Source organism: Marinobacter excellens LAMA 842, assembly GCF_001574445.1.
In the GTDB taxonomy this organism is placed as follows: Bacteria; Pseudomonadota; Gammaproteobacteria; order Pseudomonadales; family Oleiphilaceae; genus Marinobacter; species Marinobacter shengliensis.
Window position 1 is genome coordinate 32,301 of record NZ_LOCO01000025.1, and the last position, 16,537, is coordinate 48,837.

Sequence of the window (16,537 nt, forward strand, 5' to 3'; positions counted from 1 at the left end):
TTCCTGAAGAGGATGATGCCTGTCAATCGCCACAGATCAGTCCAGGGCTCCATAAACCAGAGCTCGGAGTTCCTGACGAATTGCATAAGAGGAGGAGGGCATTAGCTGAGTCATAAAGATCACTACCATGTCCTCTACCGGATCGACAAAGAAGCTGGTGCTGGCCAGCCCGCCCCAGCCGAATTCACCTTCTGAGCTGATGGTGGCTGACCTGGCGACATCGGTTTTGACCGAAAAGCCCAGGCCGAAGCCGCTGCCCGCGTAGGGCGTTTCGCTGAAGCCACCAATTGAGAGCGCCGGCAGATCCTTGCCCCCGGGCAAATGGTTCAGGCGCATGAACTCAAGGGTCTTTCGCCCGATAATCCGCTGGCCCTGATACTCGCCACCCTGGCACAAGGCCTGGGCAAACCGGTAATAGTCATCAATGGTGGAGACCAACCCGCCACCGCCAGAGAGGAAGCGGGGCTGCTTGAGATATTTCGAGCGCTGCGGGTCATCCTGCAGTTTCATGGTGTCGCCGGGTTGATGCAGGTAGCAAGCGGCAAACCTGTCTTGCTGGTCCGGGCGCACCTGGAAGCCTGTCTCGGTCATACCCAGTGGTTTAAATATATGCTCCTGGAAATAGTCATCCAGCGGTTGGCCGGAGAGCAGCTGGACCAGATAGCCGATCACATCTGTAGACACCGAGTAGTTCCAGGCGGTCCCGGGGGAAAACTCCAGTGGCAGGTCGGCCAGCCGATCCACCAGCTTCTCCAGAGTCAGGATGGAGCTGCCATCCAGCTTCAGCTGACGGTAGGCGGCATCCACTTCGGTTCGCTCGGTGAAACCGTAGGTCAACCCGGAAGTGTGGGTCATCAGATCCCGGATGGTCATGGTGGTAGCTGCCGGTTCTGTTTTGAAATCCGGGTAGCTGCCACTCTTGTACACTCGCAGGTTGCGCCAGGCCGGAATATACTTGTGCACCGGGTCATTCAGCAGGAACTTGCCCTGCTCGTACAGCTGCATCATCGCGATGCTGGTGATGGGTTTGGTCATGGAGTAGATGCGGAATACCGTATCCCGTTCCATGGGCAGGTTGCGCTCTATATCTCTCAGCCCTCTGGCCTCACTCCAGACAATCTTGCTGTGTCGCGCAACCAGTGCCGCAAAACCGGGTAGCTTGCCGGGCTGGATATAGTTCTGTTCAAAGTGCCGGCTGATGCGCTCGAGGCGATCCAGCGACAGTCCTGACACGAGGGATTCCGGCATGGCTGCTATCCTGTGCTGTAAAACACGCAATCGGGCTCTCAACGGGGTTGGGCCAGAACGAAAAAAAGCCCGGATCTTTCGAACCGGGCTTTTAAGAATACTGGTAGCAAGGGGCGGAGTCGAACCGCCGACCCCAGCATTATGAGTGCTGTGCTCTAACCAACTGAGCTACCTTGCCATTTCGTTTCAGGGCATGCCCCAAGCGAGGCGCGTATTTTCGGTATTTGGGCCCAAGGTGTCAAGGCTTTGGGGCCAAAAATCCGGAAAAATTACACGTTAAACCGGAAGTGAATTACGTCGCCATCCTTAACGATGTATTCCTTGCCTTCCAGGCGCCATTTGCCGGCATCCTTGGCGCCGGCTTCGCCGTTGTACTGCACGAAATCGTCGTAGCTGATGACTTCGGCGCGGATGAAGCCGCGTTCGAAGTCGGTGTGAATAACTCCGGCAGCCTGGGGGGCGGTAGCGCCGATTTTAACCGTCCAGGCGCGCACTTCCTTTACGCCTGCGGTGAAGTAGGTTTGCAGGCCCAGCAGGCCGTAACCGGCGCGGATCACGCGGTCCAGGCCGGGCTCTTCCATGCCCATTTCATCGAGGAACATGGCCTTTTCTTCGTCTTCTAGTTCAGAGATTTCGGCTTCCATCTTGTTGCAGATGGGTACTACCACCGCGTTCTCGGAGGCGGCAATTTCGCGAACCTTGTCCAGGTGTGGGTTGTTCTCGAAGCCGTCTTCATTCACGTTGGCGATGTACATGGTGGGCTTGACGGTGAGCAGGCACAGCTCGCGTACCAGGGCCATCTGGTCTTTGTCCAGGCCCATGCTGCGCACCGGTTTGCCTTCATTCAGCACCGGCAGCAGCTTCTCGAACATTTCCAGCTGGGCCTTGGCCTCTTTGTCGCCGCTCTTGGCTACCCGCTGCACGCGCTTGATGGCTTTCTCGACGGTGTCCAGGTCGGCCAGCGCCAGCTCGGTGTTGATCACTTCAATGTCAGATGCCGGGTCAACTTTGTTGGCCACGTGGATGACGTTGCCGTCTTCGAAGCAGCGCACTACATGGGCAATGGCGTCGGTCTGGCGGATGTTGGCCAGGAACTGGTTGCCCAGGCCTTCGCCTTTGGAGGCGCCGGCGACCAGGCCGGCGATGTCGACAAATTCCATGGTGGTGGGCACGACTCGCTCGGGCTTTACGATTTCGGCCAGTTTGGTCAGGCGTGGGTCGGGCATGGCCACCACGCCGGCGTTGGGTTCGATGGTGCAGAACGGGAAGTTCTCTGCGCCGATGCCTGCTTTGGTCAGTGCGTTGAACAGGGTAGATTTGCCGACGTTGGGAAGGCCGACGATGCCGCAGTTAAATCCCATGGAATGCCTCTGCTGGAACTGAAAAATTTGGGCGGATTATACCGGGGTATCGGTACGGGTGCGAGTAAGGGGATGTGCCTTGCTCAGGGGGTCGGTTTGAAACTGTGTAACCTGTTCATAGCGGCAGCCAGTTTGCCGTTGGCGGCGTCTGGCAAAACCCGCATGACTTCGTCGAACACGGCGCTCAGCTGCTCGGCTTCCTGTTTGCCGAGCCGGCCCAGTACAAAACCGGTGACCTTACGGCTGTCGCCGGGATGGCCGATGCCAAGGCGTAGTCGCTGGAAGTCGTTGGTGCCGAGGTGGGCAATGGTGTCCCGCAGGCCATTATGACCACCGTGACCGCCGCCTTTTTTGAGTTTGGCCGTGCCGGGAGGCAGGTCGAGCTCGTCGTGGGCAACCAGAATCTGTTCAGGAGAGATCTTGAAGAAGTCCGCGAGGGCCTTGATGGCAATGCCGCTGCGGTTCATGAACGTGCTGGGGTTCAGGAGGTGCAGGTCGAGACCCTGCCACTGAATGCGGGCGTAAAGCCCGTGGTACTTCCGTTCGGGGCGTAGCGTCTGGCCCGCATGGCGGGCCAGCGCTTCGACGAACAGGGCGCCGGCGTTGTGGCGGGTATTCTCGTAGTCGGCGCCGGGATTTCCCAGGCCAACCACCATGACAATATCCTGTGCCATTCGCCTTTGCCCCCGGAGTGATTACTCCTCGCCGCCTTCCTCGCCTTCGGCGTCCGCAGCGTCGTCCGCCTTGGCACCTTTCGGCTTGTGGATAGAGGCAACCGGCTGGTCGTGGTCTTCACCCTGCAGCAGGGCAGCAACACGAACGCCTTTCGGCAGTTTCAGGTCGCTCAGGTGGACAACCTGGTCCATGGCGACGTCAGTCAGGTCAACTTCGATGAACTCAGGCAGGTTCTGCGGCAGGCAGATAACTTCCACTTCGGTCATGGTGTGGGAAACAATACCACCCTGAAGCTTAACCGCCGGCGCTGTGTCTTCGTTCAGGAAGTGCAGCGGTACGTTAACGTGGATCTCGTGATCCTTGTCTACGCGCAGGAAGTCGGCGTGGGTCAGCAGCAGCTTGTACGGGTGGCGCTGCAGATCCTTCAGGATCACGCTTTCTTTTTTGCCCTGAATGTCGATGGTCAGAATGTGAGAGAAGAAGGCTTCGTTTTCGAGGGCCTTTTTCAGCTCGTTGTGCCAGATGGAGACCGGCGTTGCGTCTTTTCCGCCACCGTAGATGATGGCCGGGATTTTACGCTCTTCGCGACGCAGGCGGCGGCTCGCACCTTTCCCCTGATCGTCACGAGGAAATGCTTCAATAAGGAATTCCTGAGACATGGTTTGTACCTCGTTGTTCATCTGAACGGCCCGCGACCAGGCTCGGGACAGATGAGTTCTTTGAATGACCGGATTTTTCCGATCGACTAAAAGAGTCGGGAGCCCTGTTGGACTCCCGACCCGAAAACTGCCTTTAAAGTCTGAGTGTTACGGAGCTTGGCCCGTTCAGACGTTCTCAAACATGGCGCTGATGGACTCTTCGTTGCTCACGCGACGAATCGATTCCGCAAGCAGTCCAGCCATGCTGAGGGGGCGGATTCTAGCACAATTTTTGGCTTTGTCACCCAGTGGAATGGTGTCGCACACCACCAGTTCGTCCAGCTCCGAGTTGTTGATGTTCTCGACAGCCGGGCCGGACAGCACCGGGTGGGTAATATAGGCGACTACGCGGGAGGCGCCGTGCTCTTTCAGGGCGTTGGCTGCCTTGCACAGGGTGCCGGCGGTATCGACGATGTCGTCAACCAGAATGCAGGTTTTGTCTTTGACGTCACCGATGATGTGCATTACCTGGGAAACGTTGGCCTTCGGGCGGCGTTTGTCGATGATGGCCAGGTCGGCATCATCCAGACGCTTGGCAACGGCGCGGGCACGTACAACACCGCCTACATCCGGAGATACCACGACAAAGTTTTCGAACCGCTGCTTTTCGATGTCTTCAAGCAGCACCGGGGTGGCGTAGATGTTGTCCACCGGGATGTCGAAGAAGCCCTGAATCTGGTCAGCGTGGAGGTCGACGGTCAGCACACGGTCGACGCCGATGCTGGAAATCATGTCAGCAACCACTTTGGCGCTGATGGCTACCCGGGTAGAGCGAACGCGACGATCCTGGCGGGCGTATCCGTAGTAAGGGATAACGGCGGTGATCCGTGTGGCGGAAGCGCGGCGCAGGGCGTCGGCCATCACGATCAGTTCCATCAGGTTGTCGTTGGTGGGGTAGCAGGTGGGCTGGATAATGAAAACGTCGTGACCACGAACATTTTCATTGATCTCAACGGTGGTCTCACCATCGCTGAAACGGCCAACGGTGGCCTGGCCCATGGGAATATGCAGTTTCCTGGCAATATCGCGCGCCAGTTCAGGGTTGGCATTGCCAGCGAAGATCATCAATTTGGACACGACAGCATCCTTCTCAGTATCGGCGTTTGATTCAGAAGAAGCGGGAGAAAGGTGGCTGGGGTGGCAGGATTCGAACCTGCGCATGACGGGATCAAAACCCGTTGCCTTACCACTTGGCGACACCCCAATATCATCGTGCTTTCTTGGCATCATTTCAGCTCTGTCAGCTTTTTGTGCAGAGGTGAATGGTTCACCCCTTTAGCTACGAACCCCGTGATGCCGGAGGGTTTGCTTTCCCAGATAATCCGGGCTGCGGATTCTGTCGGGAAACGTCCAAAAATGCAAGCCCCGGTTCCGGTTAATCTTGCAGGTCCGAATTGTGAAAGCCATTCCAGGCTCTTGTTAACCTCAGGATACAGTTTTCGAACTACATCCTCACAGTCGTTTCGGTACCTCGAGGCGTCTCCCTCAAAAGCGGGCGCTATTTTCATTTTTGGGGTGTCCCTTGTCAACCCTTCTTCCGAAAAAATCTTCCGGGTGTTTATTTCGCAGTCAGGCTTGAGGACCACAAACCAGTCTTCCGGCGGATTGGCGGGCGTGAGCTTTTCGCCCACCCCTTCGCCAATGGCGGAGCGGCCGCGAACGAACACCGGCACATCGGCGCCCAGATCCAGGCCCAGCTCGGCAAGCTCGTCTTCATCAAGATGCAGTTCCCAGAGGTGGTTAAGTGCCACCAGGGTGGTCGCGGCGTTAGAGCTGCCGCCACCGAGGCCGCCGCCCATGGGAAGTCGTTTTTGAATGCGGATCGTCACGCCGGGCAATGCATGGCTGGCGCGTTCGGCCAGGGCACGGGCTGCGCGAATAATGAGGTTGTCGTTGTCAGGTACCCCGGGAACCGGTTCCTCAAGGCGTATGCGGGCATCCCCCGGGGTCAGGGTGAAGGTGATCTCGTCGCCGTAATCGAGAAACTGAAACAGGGTTTGCAGTTCGTGATAGCCATCGGGTCGTCTGCCCACGATGTGCAGGAACAGGTTGAGCTTGGCCGGCGAAGGCAGGGTAATGCTGCTACTCACGTGCTCAGTCCTTTCTCTGCCAGTCGCTGATTACCACTCGAACGCGCTTGTCGTCCTTCAGGGCGGTGATTCGGGCGGGGAGATGAGGCAGGTCATCAATGAACGCCTGCCAGCGATCGTAGCGGATTTCCCAGCCGTCCTGGCGAATGATGGCTAGCCGTTGCTGGTCATCGAACAATAACCGGAAATTGCCGTCTGGTGCCGGCAGGCCACGAATCCACCAGGCCAGGTTGTCGATGGGCAGCTGCCAGCCAGTTGCGGCCTGTACGAGCTGTTCCGGGTTCGTTGACTGGTAGGTGTCGCCGTTAGCCAGTTGCAGTTCGAGAAATCCCGGTGTTCCGCGCAGGCTGGTGCTACCCATTCCGAGAAAGGACGACGATAGCGCCAGGTCGTATTGCTCGCCTTGCTGTTCCCAGTGATTAATGACTGCGGTGCCGCTGTCCGATGGTTGGCGCACCGCAAGTTTCCCGGAAAGCTGCCAGTGATTGAATTGACCCAGTGTGCGGGACTGTTCAGCCCAGTTGGCTGGGGGTTGGTCGGTCATGCCTTCCGGGAGTGGTTCCAGCTGAATGGTGGTACAGCCGCCCAGCAGGCTCAGTACCAGCAGGGCGGCGAACAAATTCTTCAACATCAGGAGTTTCCGTTGCCGGTCAGGCGTTGGATGGTTTCAATCAGAATGTCGTGGTCCGGATCCTGTTCCAGGCCTTCTTCCCAGATAACGCGGGCCTGTTCTTCATTTCCGCTGACCCAGAGGGCTTCGCCGTAATGGGCGGCTACTTCAGGGTCCGGGTAGGCGGCCCAGGCGTCAGCCAGGTATTCGAGGGCGGCTTCGGTGTCGCCCTGGCGAAACAGTACCCAGCCCATGCTGTCGAGAATGGCGGGATTATTCGGGTCCAGGGCCAGTGCCTGTTCGATGTAACTGCGGGCTTCATCCAGGCGCTCGGTACGAATGGTCAGGATATACCCGAGCGCATTCAGCGCCACCGCGTTGTCTGGTTGATTCGATAAGATGGCCCTGAGGTCCTCTTCCGCCAGTTCGGTGTTGCCGAGAGAGTCGTGCAGCATGGCGCGGGCATAACGGATTTGAATGTTTTCAGGAAAGGCCTCAAGGGCATGGTTGGCGGCTGCCATGGCGTCTTGTTCGCGCTGCTGGTCGAGCAGCAGGTTGACTTCAAGGAGCCAGAAATTTTCAGCCTGTCCCGGGTTTGACTCCCTCAGTGTGTCAATCTTGGCAAGTGCGCTATCCAGATCCCCTGTCTCGGCTTGCAGTTCACTTGCCCGGGCGAGGGCGGGGAAGAAGTAGTTTCCGCCTTCTACGCTCATGTAGTAACCGATGGCGTGGGTGATGTTGCCCGCATCTTCCTCTATGCGGCCAAGGTAGTAGCTGGCTTCATCGGTGTGGTGGCCCTGTTCGATCAGTTCCGTAAGCTCCTCTCTGGCCAGCTCCGGCTGACGATTTTCCAGGGCAACCAGAGCGAATGACAGCCGCAGCCCCGGGGTCTGGGGATAGCGTTTGACCAGTCGCTCGAACTCGTCCTGGGCAGCCTGAAGTTCTCCCTCGTTAATCAGGATGCGGCCGTAAAGCGTGCCCAGTTGCCGGTTGGACGGGAATCGCCGGGTGTTTGTGGTCAGGTAGGTCAGGGCTTCTCTTGTTTGACCGGTCTGGTACAGCAGGTCGCCTTTGAGTGCGATGGCGGGCTGGAAGTTGGGTTGCTGGTTGGTGAGCCGCTCAATGCGCTCCAGGGCCTGCTCCGGGGCGCCGGTGATTTTCAGGAGCAGGGCAATGCTGTACTCAAGCTCGGGATTGCCCGGGTGCCGTTCAGCCAGTCGCTCGTATAGCTGCAGCAGTTCCCGTTGCTGGGCCGGTGGCAGGTTGGCAGACATCGCCGCCAGGCTGTCAAAGTCCGCGTCCTCTCCCTGCTCCATAATGCGTTCCATGTGGACCAGAGCGGTTTCAAGATCCTGGCGTTTGACCGCCTGAATCGCGGAAACCCGGTGTGCCAGCAGGTTGTCGGGCTCCAGTTGCAGCCATAGGTCTGCCAGTTGCTGCTGCGCGTTATCGGCATTCAGGGACTGGGCAATGCGCATGGCACGGGTGATGACGCCGCGATCTTTTGAGGTTTTGGCTGCCTGCAGGTAGTTGACCAGGGTTACGTCGTAGCGCCCTCGCTGGGCGGCAATCTCCGCCGCCAGGAGTTGGTAAAGCACTTCCGGCTCGAAATCCGCATAACGAATCTCTTCCTGTGGCGTCGGGGTGACCACTATGGGAGTAGGTTCATCAGCCTTTGGTTCTGTTGTTTCGGAAAAGCTGGCGCAGCCGGGCAGGGCGGCAATGGTGAAGGCCAGCAGGCTGGTAACCAGATACGGTGCGGATTTTTGCATGCAACTTCCCGTGTGCTGTCGGCAGTACGTCAGAGTATGTTCTGTTCTGCCGTAGAATTGAGGCAGATCGGGTTTAGGCCGTGGCCGAGCCTCTATAATGGCATAAGCATTATAACTTGCCCAACCTGTCCGCAGTTCCCGAAGGCGGCGTGTTTTCGGGTGGCAGGCGGTGGCCCTCACCGGTAGAATGGCACAATATGATCCACGACTGGCATAAGGTTTTTTAACCTCGAAATGGCATTGCTGACACTGGGAATCAATCACCGAACCGCACCCGTGGAGATCCGCGAACGTGTGGCTTTTACCCCGGAGCGGATGGCGGAAGCCTTCTCGGAACTCCGGGCGGCGTCCGGTGCCAGCGAAGCGGCTATTCTGTCTACCTGCAACCGCACGGAGCTTTATCTGGCCGGGGACGACGACTGCGCGCCCACGGTGCTGCGCTGGTTGGCCGGTTTTCACGAGCTGGATGTGGCCGACCTGGAAGAAGTGCTCTACGTTCACCGGGATTCCGAGGCCGTTCGCCATATGATGCGCGTAGCGGCGGGGCTGGATTCCATGGTGCTGGGCGAACCGCAGATCTTCGGGCAGTTAAAGGATGCCTACTCCCTGGCCCGCGAGCACGGTGCCACCGGCTCTTTCCTGTCCCGCCTGTTTGAGCAGACGTTCTCGGTAGCCAAGCGGGTTCGAACCCAGACAGCCATCGGGGAAAACCCTGTTTCAGTGGCCTATGCCTCTGTCAGCATGGCGCATCATATCTTTGCCGACATGTCCCGCAACAAGGCGTTGCTGATTGGCGCGGGCAAAACCATTGAACTGGTCTCCCGCCACCTGGCCGATGCCGGCGTGAGAGACTTCCTGGTCGCCAATCGCACCCTGGAACGAGCCCAGGCGCTGGCCGAACTGCACGGTGGCAAGGGCATTGTGCTGTCGGAAATTCCCGATCACCTGGCGGACGTCGACATCATCATTTCCTCCACGGCCAGCCCGTTGCCAATACTTGGCAAGGGTGCGGTGGAGCGCGCGTTGAAGAAGCGCAAGCATCGCCCGTTCTTTATGGTCGACATTGCGGTACCCCGGGATATTGAGCCGGAGGTTGGGTCGCTGGCCGATGTGTATCTTTATACCGTCGACGATCTGCGGCAGGTAATCGAAGAAAACATCCGCTCCCGTGAAGGTGCTGCCCGCGAAGCCGAGAACCTGATCAGCAGTGGCGTGCAGGAATTCCTGGATCAGCTCCGGGCCCTGGATGCGGTCTCTACCCTGAAGGTGTTCCGCCAGCGTGCCGAACTGCTGCGGGATGTCGAATCTGAAAAGGCCCTGCGTGCTCTACGCAACGGCGTTGATCCCGAGACCGTCTTGCGCAGCCTGGCGCGGGGCCTCACCAACAAACTGCTTCACCAGCCCTCTGTGCAAGTGCGTAAAGCCATGGCCGAGGGCCGCACCGAAGTTACCGAATGCCTGCGGGAGCTGTATCAGCTTGATGCCCTGGAAGCTGACGAGCCCACCACCACGGAAAAATTATGAAGCCATCGATCCAGTCCCGCCTCGAACAGCTTGTTGAACGGTTCGAGGAGGTCAACGCGTTGTTGAGCGATGCCTCGGTGATTGCTAACCAGGACAAATTCCGGGAACTGTCCCGGGAATTTGCTGAGATTGAACCGGTGGTGAAGTGCTTCCAGGCCTGGTGCCAATCCCATGAAGATATCGCGGAGGCGAAAGAGCTGGCCAAAGACGGCGATGCCGAGATGCGTGCCATGGCGGAAGAAGAGCTGGCCGCCGCCGAAGCGCGCAGTGAAGAGCTTGATGAAGAACTGCAGCGATTGATGCTGCCGAAAGACCCGAACGACACCAAGAATGTGTTCCTGGAAGTGCGCGCCGGTACCGGCGGTGACGAAGCCGCGATTTTTGCCGGCGACCTGTTCCGCATGTATTCCCGTTATGCGGAAAAACACCGTTGGCAGGTGGAAGTGCTGAGCGAGAACGAGGGTGAGCACGGCGGCTACAAAGAAGTCATCGCCCGGGTGTCAGGAGATGGCGTCTACGGAACGCTCAAGTTTGAGTCTGGAGCCCACCGGGTGCAGCGGGTACCGGAAACCGAATCCCAGGGCCGCATTCACACCTCCGCCTGTACCGTGGCGGTGATTCCAGAGGCTGATGAATCCGAAGCCATCGAAATCAACAAAGCTGATTTGCGGGTAGACACCTTCCGCTCCTCCGGCGCTGGTGGCCAGCACGTCAACAAAACCGACTCTGCCATCCGCATTACCCACCTGCCCACCGGCATAGTGGTGGAGTGCCAGGAAGAACGTTCGCAGCACAAGAACCGCGCCAAGGCCCTGAGCCTGCTGGCGTCCCGGCTGCAGAATGCCGAGCTGGAGAAACAGCAGAAGAGCATGGCGGAAACCCGCAAAAGTTTGGTGGGCAGTGGCGACCGCTCGGAACGTATTCGCACCTACAATTTCCCCCAGGGCCGGGTAACCGACCACCGCATCAACCTCACCCTGTACAAGCTGGACGAGGTGATTGCCGGCGATCTCGACGCCGTGGTGGTCCCCCTGCAACAGGAACACCAGGCTGAATTGCTGGCAGAACTGGCTAATGAGCAGTGAGTCCTCGCTGACCTGTGAAGCCCTTCTGAATAACGCCATTGAACGGATCGGTGGCGACTCTCCCCGACTGGACGCCGAATTACTGTTGAGCCACGTAACCGGCCTGGGCCGCACCAGCTTCCGGGCCTGGCCCGAGCGGGAAGTAGCCCCTGATCAGGCGCAAGCGTTTCGTGAATTGGTGGCTGAACGAGTCAAGGGCTTACCCATCGCCTACCTGCTGGGACAGCAGGAATTCTGGTCTTTGCCCCTGAAAGTCAGCCCTTCCACCCTGATTCCCCGGCCAGACACCGAGTGCCTGGTGGAAACCGCGTTGGAACTACCGCTGCCTGAAAACGCCCGCGTGCTGGACCTGGGCACCGGTACTGGCGCCATTGCGCTCGCGCTGGCCAGCGAGAAAGCTAAGTGGCAGATTATGGCCAGCGATCGTATTGAAGAGGCCGTCGAACTGGCCCGTGAAAACAGTCGGTCCCTGCAGCTGCCGATTACCGTAGTGCGCAGCCACTGGTTCGACCAGATTCCAGAGAGTGGCTTTGACCTGCTTATCTCCAACCCTCCTTATATACCCGCCAGTGACCGTCACCTGAACGAAGGCGACGTACGCTTTGAACCGTCATCCGCTTTGGTGGCGGGTGACGATGGCCTGGACGACATCCGGTTGCTGGTCACCGAAGGCTTCAAACGCCTGAATCCCGGTGGCTGGATGCTGCTGGAACATGGCTATGATCAAGGCGATGCCGTGCGGGATTTGTTTGCCAGGGCCGGATGGCTCAACATAGAAACCCGTAAAGACTACGGCGGAAACGACCGAATGACTTTGGCCCGGAAGCCGGCCAGCGACCAGTAGCGAGACCCCTCATGCTCAGCGATGAAGAACTGCTCCGATACAGCCGCCAGATTCTGATGCCCCGGTTCGACATCGCCGGCCAGGAAAAACTCAAGGCCGCCCATGTACTGGTCATCGGCGCCGGTGGTTTAGGTTGCCCGGTAGCCTTGTATCTGGGCGCCGCAGGCGTTGGCCACCTGACGTTGGTGGATGATGACCAGATCGAACTGGCCAACCTGCAACGGCAGATTGCGTTTGAACAGAGCTGGCTTGGCGATTCAAAAGCGGAGCGCCTGGCCGAGCGGGTAAGGGCGATCAACCCGGAGATCACCGTTAGTGCGGTGAATCGGAGGGTGGATGGCGACGACCTCAAACAGCTGGTTGCTGAATCCACGCTGGTGCTGGACTGTACTGATAACTTCAATACCCGTTTTGCGTTGAACCGGGCCTCGGTCGCCAACAAGGTCCCGCTGGTATCCGGTGCTGCCATTCGTGGTGAAGGGCAGTTGTCTGTTTACGATCCCCGGCATCCTGAAAGCCCTTGCTACCACTGTTTGTATCCTGAGCAAGGTAATGAGGATCTGACCTGTTCCGAGGCTGGTGTTATTGCTCCCCTGGTGGGAATGATCGGCTCAGCCCAGGCTATGGAAGCCATCAAAGTGATCTCTGAAGTCGGTAAGCCATTGGTAGGCCGTTTACTAATCCTGGACGCCTGGCAAATGGAATGGCGGGAAATGAAGCTGGCGAAGGACCCCGATTGCCCGGTTTGTGCCGGCTAGCTCAAAGGTAGGTTAGGGTTGGGGACGGCCTTTCCAAAACCCTGCGGAGCCATGGATGGCGGAGCGGAGCCTACAGGGACGTATTCACGGCGTGTTTTGGAAAGGCCGTCCCCAACCCTGACCGGCAACAAGACTCCAAAGTCTCAATCTTTCAAAGCCTGAAATCTCGCAATGGCCTCTTTCCGGCTCTCTTTCAGATCGACGATCGGTCTTGGGTAGCCTTTCGGGATAACTCCGCCCTTGGAAGGATCGTGAATCCGTTTGTTATCCAGTCTGGCCAGCTCAGGCACCCATTCCCGAATAAACTCTCCCTTCGGGTCAAACCTCTCACTCTGAGTTACCGGATTAAACACCCGGAAATAAGGTGCTGCATCGGTACCGGTTGAAGCGCTCCACTGCCAGCCGCCATTGTTGGATGCCAGAAACCCATCCACCAGGTTCTGCATAAACCAGGCTTCGCCCAATCGCCAGTCGATAAACAGGTTCTTGGTCAGGAACATGGCGGTGATCATCCGCAGGCGGTTATGCATCCACCCCGTCGCTTTCAGCTGACGCATGGCGGCATCCACAATCGGGATACCGGTGCGGCCTTCCTTCCAGGCTTCGAAGTGGTCCCCCGGCTGATTCCACACCAGTGCCTCGGTTTCTTCCTTGAACGCCCGCCCCATGCTCACTCTCGGGTAGTGGTAGAGGATGTTGATGTAGAAATCACGCCAGGCGATTTCGTTAATCCAGGTTTCGATGCCATCGCCCGTGATACCTGTCTGCCTTGCGGCAATCAGGCATTGGCGGCCGGAAAGCACCCCGTTGGCCAGGTAGGGCGAGAGTTGGCTGGTGCCATCCTCTGCGGGGAGGTCCCGGTTGTCTTTATAGTCTTTCGCCCGTTCGGCCAGGAATGCCTCGAGCTGACTATGGGCAGCGTCCTCGCCTGTGGCCACCAGTGGCTCGGGTGCATCGTTGAAGGGTGCCGGCAGGGTATCGGTTTGCTCGGGTTCTACTGCTGGCCCCATGGACGATGGTGCCGGGTACAGCGTGGGCTGGGTTTCCTCAATCCAGCTGCGCCAGCGGCGGGAAAACGGGGTGAAAACGGAATAGGGTTCGTTTTGCTGGGTCAGAATCTGGCCCACCGGGGCCACGGTCTGATCCCGGTACTTGGCCACCCGGATGCCGAGGGCGGTCAGCCGGTCATGGGCCTGCTTGTCCCGTCTCCGCTCATTAATGCCGTACTCTTCGTTGAAGTGCAGGCCTGCAATCTGGTGTTGTTTGCAGAATGCTTCCAGCTTGTCGAGGCTTTCAGTAAAGGTATCCGCGTAAAGAAATGACAGGGTAATGCCCAGCTTGGCCAGCTGGCGGGCCAGGACATTGGCGTGTTCAAGCACGAATTGCACCCGCGCAGCGGACCAGTCGTGCTCCTGCCATTGCCGTGGCGTTATCAGGAAACAGGCTTTCACGGGTTTGCTGCGGGCGCAGGCGGCAGTCAGGGCGGCGTTGTCGGCCAGGCGGAGGTCGTTGCGGAACCAGACCAGTTCTGTCATCAGAATGCGTACCCTTGAGTGTGTGGCATAGGTGAAATTACAGGCGATAAATCATTGGCTTGTATATTCGCTGTAACTACCGGATTGGATTATAGTTAAGCAGACTAGCCGGTTACCCCAAAAGGAGTTTTTTCTTCGGCATGACTGACGTTACCGAAAGCCAGCGCGATGGTGTCTGGGCACACCCATACCAACTGGCTTCCGGCCAGACACAGCAGCACCAGCTTGGTCACACTCGGTTATGGGTGACTTTGCTGGACCTTGAATGGCAAATCCGGGAGCAGAAGATAGACGTCGAGTCCGATCCCCAGCACTGGCTTGAGTCCATCGGCCATACATTGCCCTCTGCCGACATTGCGGTTCAGCGTTTCGTTCGGGCCAGTGACAAAGGTATGGTGAACTTTTATCCGGCCATGGCCAGTCTGCCAACGGTGATTCGTCCCTTTCAGCCCCTGACAATTCCACCCGGCGCCCGTTGCGTTCTCTATGTGGGCACCGCACTCTGGATGAAAGTCTGCGTGGGTGAAGAGCGGTTGGAATTGGCGGAAATCCCGCTGGCGCCACCTTCCCTGACCTGGCTTGGCCGGAATACCCGTGAAGGCGAGTTGTGTTACGCCTCGTCGACATACGGGCGATTAGCGCTGGAAGCGGTACCCAAAAGGCCCTGGCGGGCGGTTACTCCGGTCACCATTATCAACAGTCGGGAGAAACCGCTCCTGCTGGAGCGTTTCAGCATGCCTACGCCCTTGTTGTCTCTGTATCGCAACGAGAAAGGGCAGCTGTGGACACCCGGTATCACGGTGGAATGCGAAACGGACATGAGTTCTGCCAGCTTGCAGATAGCGTCGTCTGTGGTTGCTGAGGCTGGCCCTTGCGAAGCCATCGCTCCGGCCCGGGAAAAGCTTGCCCGGGGCCGAAGGCTGGTTCGCGCCTTCGACCATATGTTTGGCTAACAGCCGCTACAGGAGCAGTTACGTGTTGGAAGCAATTCAGGCAACCATAACACAGGTGATCAACGGGATTGCCTGGGGGCAGTGGTTGTCCGCCGGATTCTTGCTGGCTCTGGGTATCGTTCTGGGTTCACTGGTGGCCCGCAGCGTTGGCCGTATGGTTGAGAGCCGGGTGTCTCGCCATCACATGGTGATGATTCGCCGGTTGTTCTTCTATGCAATCTTCATGTTGTTCGCCATGGCAGCGCTGCGCGAGGCTGGTTTTTCTCTCGAGGTTGTCCTGGGTGCCGCCGGTATTCTGACCGTCGCCATCGGTTTTGCCTCGCAAACCTCAGCCTCCAACATCATCAGCGGGTTGTTCCTGGTCATTGAGAAACCCTTCGAGATTGGTGACTTTATCGAGGTGGATGCCACTATCGGGGAAATCGTTTCTATTGACTTGCTGAGTGTGAAACTGCGCACACCGGACAACCTGTATGTACGAATCCCCAATGAAACCCTGATCAAGACCCGGTTGGTGAACCGCTCCCGCTTTCCCATTCGCCGGATTGATCTGACGGTGGGTATTGCCTACGCGGAAGATGTAGAGCGTGTCAGTGATCTGTTGCTGGAGCTGGCGGAGAAAAATGCGGTATGCCTTGAAGAACCCAAGCCTTTTGTTCTGGTAACGGGCTTTGGCGCGTCCTCCGTGGATCTGCAATTTTCCTTCTGGGTACCCAAAGACAAATTCTTCGAGGGCCGTGGCGGCATGATGGTGGCCATCAAGAAAACACTGGATCAGCAGGGTATCGAGATTCCGTTCCCCCATACCAGCATATACGCCGGTAGCCATTCCGCGCCCTTCCGTGTGCAACTGATGGGCCCGGAACAACAGAAAGATAAGGACTCCCCGGATGTCGAGCGAGACAACTGAAGCAATCAAGAGCACTCAACCCATCCAGGCGGATAACAAGATCGCTCTGGGGTGGCGGGAATGGGTGGCCCTGCCGGATCTGGATATTGGCCGAATCAAGGCGAAAGTGGATACCGGTGCGCGCACATCGTGCCTGCACACCTTTCGCACCGAACCCTACACGGAGAACGGAGAACGCCGGGTGAAATTCTGGGTACACCCCGTTCAGAACGATTTGCACCAGGTGGTGGAATGCGATGCCAAAGTGCTTGATGAGCGAACGGTATCGGATTCCGGAGGGCACAAAGAAATGCGGCTGGTGATTGAGACCACCCTGGTGGTGGGCGATCAGAGCTGGCCTATTGAAATGACACTGACCAACCGGGATTCCATGCGGTTCCGGATGTTGCTGGGCCGTACCGCCATGGCGGGCCGGTCCCTGATCTACCCTGAAGCTTCCTACCTGGCCGGTAAGCCGGCATTAAGGACCTGAAT

The 16,537-nt window shown here is 58.2% G+C and carries 16 protein-coding genes and 2 tRNA genes; 7 read left to right on the forward strand and 11 right to left on the reverse strand.

Translation table 11 applies throughout. The features are described 5' to 3' along the window. Window positions 1–36: 36 nt before the first annotated feature. From J122_RS16760 to J122_RS16805, 10 genes are all read right to left on the reverse strand, one after another. Window positions 37–1,248: a serine hydrolase domain-containing protein gene (locus tag J122_RS16760; RefSeq protein WP_058091889.1), complete on the reverse strand. Its 1,212-nt coding sequence runs from the start codon at window positions 1,246–1,248 to the stop codon at window positions 37–39. A gap of 101 nt (window positions 1,249–1,349) precedes the next feature. After that, a tRNA-Met gene (locus tag J122_RS16765) sits at window positions 1,350–1,426 on the reverse strand. 91 nt (window positions 1,427–1,517) lie between these two features. Next, entirely contained in the window at window positions 1,518–2,609 is a 1,092-nt protein-coding gene (ychF, locus tag J122_RS16770; protein WP_061333290.1) for a redox-regulated ATPase YchF, read from the reverse strand. 83 nt (window positions 2,610–2,692) lie between these two features. Further along, window positions 2,693–3,283: an aminoacyl-tRNA hydrolase gene (gene pth, locus J122_RS16775; protein WP_061333291.1), complete on the reverse strand. Its 591-nt coding sequence runs from the start codon at window positions 3,281–3,283 to the stop codon at window positions 2,693–2,695. Between the two features lie 21 nt (window positions 3,284–3,304). Next, entirely contained in the window at window positions 3,305–3,943 is a 639-nt protein-coding gene (locus J122_RS16780; RefSeq protein ID WP_061333314.1) for a 50S ribosomal protein L25/general stress protein Ctc, read from the reverse strand. A gap of 165 nt (window positions 3,944–4,108) precedes the next feature. Next, a complete protein-coding gene (locus tag J122_RS16785; protein ID WP_061333292.1) occupies window positions 4,109–5,059 on the reverse strand; it encodes a ribose-phosphate diphosphokinase in 951 nt (316 codons plus the stop codon). Between the two features lie 52 nt (window positions 5,060–5,111). Next, window positions 5,112–5,186: transfer RNA gene (locus tag J122_RS16790), tRNA-Gln, on the reverse strand. Between the two features lie 22 nt (window positions 5,187–5,208). Next, window positions 5,209–6,072, reverse strand: a complete 864-nt coding sequence (gene ispE / locus J122_RS16795) for a 4-(cytidine 5'-diphospho)-2-C-methyl-D-erythritol kinase (RefSeq protein ID WP_061333293.1) — start codon at window positions 6,070–6,072, stop codon at window positions 5,209–5,211. A gap of 4 nt (window positions 6,073–6,076) precedes the next feature. After that, window positions 6,077–6,703, reverse strand: coding sequence for a lipoprotein insertase outer membrane protein LolB (gene lolB / locus J122_RS16800; RefSeq protein WP_061333294.1), 627 nt, complete (start codon window positions 6,701–6,703; stop codon window positions 6,077–6,079). After that, window positions 6,703–8,454: a tetratricopeptide repeat protein gene (locus tag J122_RS16805; protein WP_061333295.1), complete on the reverse strand. Its 1,752-nt coding sequence runs from the start codon at window positions 8,452–8,454 to the stop codon at window positions 6,703–6,705. The genes lolB and J122_RS16805 overlap by 1 nt, the downstream gene beginning before the upstream one ends. A gap of 234 nt (window positions 8,455–8,688) precedes the next feature. On the opposite strand from J122_RS16805, the gene hemA reads away from it, so the two are divergent. Genes hemA through J122_RS16825 form a run of 4 tightly spaced genes read left to right on the forward strand, consistent with a single transcriptional unit; the run spans window position 8,689 to window position 12,665 of the window. Next, a complete protein-coding gene (gene hemA / locus J122_RS16810; protein ID WP_061333296.1) occupies window positions 8,689–9,978 on the forward strand; it encodes a glutamyl-tRNA reductase in 1,290 nt (429 codons plus the stop codon). Next, on the forward strand, window positions 9,975–11,063 hold the full coding sequence (gene prfA, locus J122_RS16815; protein WP_061333297.1) for a peptide chain release factor 1: 1,089 nt from the start codon (window positions 9,975–9,977) through the stop codon (window positions 11,061–11,063). The genes hemA and prfA overlap by 4 nt, the downstream gene beginning before the upstream one ends. Next, window positions 11,053–11,907 carry a peptide chain release factor N(5)-glutamine methyltransferase gene (prmC, locus tag J122_RS16820; RefSeq protein ID WP_061333298.1) on the forward strand — a complete coding sequence of 285 codons (855 nt, stop codon included), beginning with the start codon at window positions 11,053–11,055 and terminating at the stop codon, window positions 11,905–11,907. Before prfA ends, prmC begins: the two co-directional genes overlap by 11 nt. Before the next feature lie 11 nt (window positions 11,908–11,918). Further along, window positions 11,919–12,665, forward strand: coding sequence for a HesA/MoeB/ThiF family protein (locus J122_RS16825; protein ID WP_061333299.1), 747 nt, complete (start codon window positions 11,919–11,921; stop codon window positions 12,663–12,665). A 143-nt stretch (window positions 12,666–12,808) separates the two neighbouring features. On the opposite strand, the gene phrB is transcribed toward J122_RS16825, so the two are convergent. After that, a complete protein-coding gene (gene phrB, locus J122_RS16830) occupies window positions 12,809–14,200 on the reverse strand; it encodes a deoxyribodipyrimidine photo-lyase (protein ID WP_061333300.1) in 1,392 nt (463 codons plus the stop codon). A 140-nt stretch (window positions 14,201–14,340) separates the two neighbouring features. On the opposite strand from phrB, the gene J122_RS16835 reads away from it, so the two are divergent. Genes J122_RS16835 through J122_RS16845 form a run of 3 tightly spaced genes read left to right on the forward strand, consistent with a single transcriptional unit; the run spans window position 14,341 to window position 16,535 of the window. After that, window positions 14,341–15,153, forward strand: a complete 813-nt coding sequence (locus tag J122_RS16835) for a hypothetical protein (RefSeq protein ID WP_061333301.1) — start codon at window positions 14,341–14,343, stop codon at window positions 15,151–15,153. A 22-nt stretch (window positions 15,154–15,175) separates the two neighbouring features. After that, complete coding sequence (locus tag J122_RS16840; protein WP_061333302.1) at window positions 15,176–16,063, forward strand: mechanosensitive ion channel family protein; 888 nt, start codon at window positions 15,176–15,178, stop codon at window positions 16,061–16,063. Beyond that, on the forward strand, window positions 16,044–16,535 hold the full coding sequence (locus tag J122_RS16845; protein ID WP_061333303.1) for an ATP-dependent zinc protease: 492 nt from the start codon (window positions 16,044–16,046) through the stop codon (window positions 16,533–16,535). The genes J122_RS16840 and J122_RS16845 overlap by 20 nt, the downstream gene beginning before the upstream one ends. Window positions 16,536–16,537: the final 2 nt, after the last annotated feature.

Coding starts and splice junctions, on each gene's coding strand:
- J122_RS16845 (WP_061333303.1), top strand. CDS start 16,044: ATGTCGAGCGAGACAACTGAAGCAATCAAGAGCACTCAACCCATCCAG.
- J122_RS16760 (WP_058091889.1), bottom strand. CDS start 1,248: ATGCCGGAATCCCTCGTGTCAGGACTGTCGCTGGATCGCCTCGAGCGC.
- J122_RS16835 (WP_061333301.1), top strand. CDS start 14,341: ATGACTGACGTTACCGAAAGCCAGCGCGATGGTGTCTGGGCACACCCA.
- J122_RS16825 (WP_061333299.1), top strand. CDS start 11,919: ATGCTCAGCGATGAAGAACTGCTCCGATACAGCCGCCAGATTCTGATG.
- J122_RS16780 (WP_061333314.1), bottom strand. CDS start 3,943: ATGTCTCAGGAATTCCTTATTGAAGCATTTCCTCGTGACGATCAGGGG.
- phrB (WP_061333300.1), bottom strand. CDS start 14,200: ATGACAGAACTGGTCTGGTTCCGCAACGACCTCCGCCTGGCCGACAAC.
- J122_RS16805 (WP_061333295.1), bottom strand. CDS start 8,454: ATGCAAAAATCCGCACCGTATCTGGTTACCAGCCTGCTGGCCTTCACC.
- ychF (WP_061333290.1), bottom strand. CDS start 2,609: ATGGGATTTAACTGCGGCATCGTCGGCCTTCCCAACGTCGGCAAATCT.
- lolB (WP_061333294.1), bottom strand. CDS start 6,703: ATGTTGAAGAATTTGTTCGCCGCCCTGCTGGTACTGAGCCTGCTGGGC.
- prmC (WP_061333298.1), top strand. CDS start 11,053: ATGAGCAGTGAGTCCTCGCTGACCTGTGAAGCCCTTCTGAATAACGCC.
- prfA (WP_061333297.1), top strand. CDS start 9,975: ATGAAGCCATCGATCCAGTCCCGCCTCGAACAGCTTGTTGAACGGTTC.
- hemA (WP_061333296.1), top strand. CDS start 8,689: ATGGCATTGCTGACACTGGGAATCAATCACCGAACCGCACCCGTGGAG.
- pth (WP_061333291.1), bottom strand. CDS start 3,283: ATGGCACAGGATATTGTCATGGTGGTTGGCCTGGGAAATCCCGGCGCC.